This is a genomic window from Pseudomonas sp. GM49 (genome assembly GCF_000282355.1).
GTDB lineage: Bacteria > Pseudomonadota > Gammaproteobacteria > Pseudomonadales > Pseudomonadaceae > Aquipseudomonas.
Genome location: NZ_AKJL01000161.1, coordinates 1 through 4,350 on the forward strand (window position 1 = coordinate 1; position 4,350 = coordinate 4,350).

General features: G+C 55.8%; 2 protein-coding genes and 1 pseudogene. 2 read left to right on the plus strand and 1 reads right to left on the minus strand.

The genetic code is table 11. The features are described 5' to 3' along the window. Positions 1-564 precede the first annotated feature (564 nt). Positions 565-830, plus strand: a pseudogene (locus PMI29_RS0130150) (DUF2790 domain-containing protein). Between the two features lie 6 nt (positions 831-836). Here PMI29_RS0130150 and PMI29_RS14075 read toward each other — a convergent pair. After that, the gene (locus PMI29_RS14075) at positions 837-1,409 is read right to left on the minus strand and encodes a hypothetical protein (protein ID WP_007998459.1); all 573 of its coding nucleotides are present in this window, start codon (positions 1,407-1,409) and stop codon (positions 837-839) included. A 960-nt stretch (positions 1,410-2,369) separates the two neighbouring features. Here PMI29_RS14075 and PMI29_RS14070 point away from each other — a divergent pair. After that, the coding region (locus PMI29_RS14070; RefSeq protein ID WP_007998461.1) for a putative bifunctional diguanylate cyclase/phosphodiesterase at positions 2,370-4,350 on the plus strand (1,981 nt) is incomplete at its 3' end.

A 4,350-nucleotide genomic window follows, 5' to 3' on the forward strand; every position in this document is an offset into this window, starting at 1 on the left:
ACCACCACCACCACCACCACCACCACCACCACCACCACCATCCTTGGCATAGGCACTCGATTCATGGGAAACGGAATCTGGTACCAAAACGGTGGAAGCAGAAAGGACGCCACCGATTGCCAGCGCCAGCAAACCTTTCTTGAAAAGCAGGTAAGTGTTCATCGTGCATTCTCCTGGTGATTTACCGCGAGCGGTGCCAACACAATCAACGTTGCAATCCGGGAGCGGCATGGGAGGAACCCGTAAGACTTACAGTTTCCTCTGAATCTTTCGCGTGGGAATTTTTCCCACGCAATGTAAGTTAGCCCTTTCTGGCTCCGGGTCAACCTGCGCAGGAGAAAGCCGACCGACGGCTTTATGCAAGCAGTCGAACTATCGGGAACGCCTAGCGGTTATGGAAAAAGGACGAGTGGTCGAGAGGCCTCTATCGCGGGTGATCACCGAGAGGTGACGGCGGCTGAGGCAACACGGATAAGGGGCGTTCGTCCGGGTGGAGCGAACTTCACTCTCCTCCTCGGTCGCATGCAGTCCTTGGCAAGCGAACCCCGGCAGAGGAACAGCCGAATGAAATTGGCCTCAGTGGCAAGCGCCGTCATTTCCAGTCTCGCGCCTGGCGTATTCGCCCAGAACGCCCTGCCAGAACCCGGCGCCAGTGTTCGCGTCGTGGGTTACCACTATGGAATGGAGTGACCCTGGAATATGAAGACAGCGAAGGTGAGCCGCACAAGATCCGCTTACTTGAATGGGGCGGGAGCACCACCAGTGCTGTTCAGTTAAGGATTCTGCAGGAGCGAGCTCGCTCCTGCAGTGGATCATTCTCGCTTAACTGAACAGCATTACCCCGGTACCGAGGATTTTTGCGCACCGATACTGCCCGCCCTACCGGCGACTGCAAGTGCCACGCAACAAGCCAGTAACGAGAATGCGGCGAATGCGCCCATCACATGCAGATAAGGCAACACGTGATTCCAGGCTCGAGCCACCCCTAGGAATGCGGCGAATAGCCAACCGCTCATGGAAAGCGCCCCCAACAAGGCGAGCCGCGTGCGGCCTGCACTGCGCAGCGCGACGAATGGAGCCTTTTGCAGCAGCGGGAAGCCGACTCGATGCAGCAATGCACCGTTCAGGCTGAGCAGCGCGACGACAGTCACCTTGGCCCAGAGTTTTTGATTGAGCAGATACGCGTCGCCATCAGTAAGGTAACCCTGAAGCACCAGCAACAGTCCGCTTGCCCAAAGGGCCAGCAGTGCGAAGCTGACGATCTTCTGAGTTTCATCAAGGTACTCAAGCCGCGCCTGGTCCAGTATTTCCTTGCGCCAACTCCAAAGCTTGTGATCCGCCTGCAACACCCTCCCCAGGGCAATACACGTAGCGAGCAGATGACCGTATACGAGAAGCATTTTGAGCATTGCCTTGACCTTATTATTGTTTGGGCGCTGCGTTCCCTGCTTCGCGAATTGAAAACGAATGATACAAATTAGCAATTGCGCTTTCAAGACAAACGTTCACTAACACGTGCCAGCACCAACCACCATACGACTTTCGTCGCACGTGGAGCCGGTCATTCCTGTGGCGGCAAAAAGCAAAATTGCCATGTGCACCCTTCTTTCCTGCATGCGTCGCATTGCTTGCGGAGCCTTGTTCACAGCAGAGCAAGCCTGCAACAGCCTTCCTGCTGGAGCTCATCGCGAAGTTGCAAGAGATCGGCACGGTGCCGATGATCGACATCCGGGCTTACGCCCATTGGCTTGCGGACTAGTGTCAATTAGGCAGTCGTCGCGGAGCGCGGGGGCGTCCGCTTTTTGGAGGCCGAGCGGCCAGCCCGCTGTCAAAAAGTTGGTGCCAGCGAATGACAGCTCGTGGCCGAAAGCTACCGACCTGGAGCAGTCGGCGAACAGAATAATTGCAAATTAGTGGCTATGCTTGGTCTGCTGTCGAAACTGATCAGGCAGTCCGGCAGGCTGCGCGGAAATGACCCGCAACGTACCCTATGTCACCCGACTATTGTGCGTGAAGCATCCAGTTCAGGGGCGCAAATCCGCAACGACACTCCGGTAGACATGGAGCAAACCCTGCACCTGCAGGCGCAGGGTTTGGACTGGATCTGTCGGGATCACTCAGGATCGAATCGACTTTCGCTACGGTGCGGCTGGGTTGGCGTGACACTCAAGACGTATAGCTTCGGTAGCTATTGTTTGTCTCGGGAGCTTCGCTCACGAAAACCAGCGTGAATCCAGAACAGAGAAGAAATTTGGCTAATGCTACATGCGGTGTGTTCTCAGGTTCAGGTGTCGGCACAAAAGGTTAACTGGTTTCCGAATACCGCTTCTATTGGGCAATTTAGAAGGATTATGTTTGGAGATTGTGAAATGGATTTTTTCAGGAGTAAAAGCGCCGCAAAGCAAGCCATACCCACCAGTTCAAATAAGCCGCGCTCGACCAAATGGCACCGCATGTACTTTTTTCTTGCGGGATTCGACGTGCTGGTTGTTGTGCTGAGCGTGCTATTGAATCACCTGATCGTCGATACCTATCACCGCTCCATCAAGGCAAACCAGTCGTGGGTCCAACAGCTGTCGAGCTATTCAACGCTGGGCAGCCTGGCTTCCGCAGTCAATGCGCCGGGCAATAATGTGTTCGATACACATAATGTTGAGGCCGAATCGCGGAACATGAATGAAGCCTTGCGCGCCTTCAACGAGCATTTGGCAATGGCCAAAAAACAGTTGGAAGTACGGATCGCCAATGAGGCCGAACACAGTGCAGATGTACAAGCCTTTACCCTTGCATTGAAGGATGAGGTGGGTGCAGTTGATGGCGCGATGGTCGAAATGGTGAACGAGGCCTTGCTGATCTTTTCCTACTTCAGGGAGGGGCAGTCGGATAATGCCGGCAAACGCATGGCAACGATGGACAGGAAGTTTGCCCTGTTGCTCGCCTCACTCAGTACCGTGCGGGATCGCGTTGGCCTGATTCAAAGCAAGCTCCTGGAGGAGGAGCTTGAGTCGGTCGAAGAACTGCGCCGGGTCGAATACGCGATCATGGTGTTCGTGCTACTGATGGTCAGTGCGGCCGTTATCTACGGGGGCAAGATCAGGCGCGAAATGGAGTCGCAAGCAGCTGAAAGGGAAGGTTATCTGGCAGTGCTGCGCGAAAGCGAGATGCAGGCCCGCCAGCAAGCATCGCTGCTGGACAAGGCCCAGGACGCCATTGTCGTTCACGGGATGGATAACCGCATCCTGTACTGGAACAAAAGTGCCGAGCGTCTCTACGGTCTGTCAAAGGAAGAGGCACTCGGCAAATCGGCACAGGAGTTGATCTACCAGGGTAGCGCCGCTTTCAATGCGGCCACTAACAGCCTGATAGAAACGGGTGACTGGGCGGACGAAGTTACACTTCGACGCCGGGATGGCTGCACCATCACGCTCGAAAGTCATCGAACCCTGGTGCGAGACGATGATGGCCAGCCGCAATCCGTTCTGTCGATCAATACTGACATCACCCACCGCAAGACCGCTGAGCAAGAGGTCCAGCGTTTGGCCTTCTACGATCAGTTGACCGGGCTGGCCAACAGGCGGCTCATGTTGGACCGGTTACAGCATCTGCTGGCGGGCAGCTCCCGTAGCCTGCATACGAGCGCGATAATTCTCATTGACCTGGATAACTTCAAGGCACTGAACGACACGCTGGGGCATGACAGAGGCGACATGTTGCTGCAGCAAGTTGCTCTGCGCCTTTGCGGCTGCATACGTGAGAGCGACACCGTGGCTCGCCTGGGCGGAGACGAATTCGTCGTCCTGCTGGATGGCCTTAATGAGAATCCTCCAGAAGCAGCTATCCAGGCCAAGGCTATTGGCGAAAAGATTCTCAACTCTCTGAACATTTCCTACCAGTTGGATGGATATGAGCACCACAGCACCCCCAGCCTCGGCATTGCGCTGTTCCAGGGGCAGCTGAGCACAGTGGACGATATTATGAAGCGCGCTGACCTGGCGATGTATCGCGCCAAGGCGGCGGGCCGCAATACCATGCGCTTCTTCGATCCGGAAATGCAGGCGGTTGCCACGGCACGCGCCAGACTGGAAGTAGACTTGCGCCAAGGCTTGCAGGACAAAGAATTCATTCTTCATTACCAGCCGCAGGTGAATAGTGAGGGCCGTATCATTGGCGCAGAGGCACTGATGAGATGGCAGAATCCTGAGCGCGGAGTCGTGTTTCCAGGCGAGTTCATTCCATTGGCAGAGGAAACGGGGTTGATTCTGCCGTTAGGCCGTTGGGCGCTGCAGGCAGCCTGCACTCAGCTGGTTGCCTGGGCAAAGCATTCGGAAACCGCCCGACTGGGTATGGCTG

Excerpts from the sequence above, each read along its gene's own strand:
- PMI29_RS14075 (WP_007998459.1), bottom strand. The coding sequence starts at position 1,409 with ATGCTCAAAATGCTTCTCGTATACGGTCATCTGCTCGCTACGTGTATT.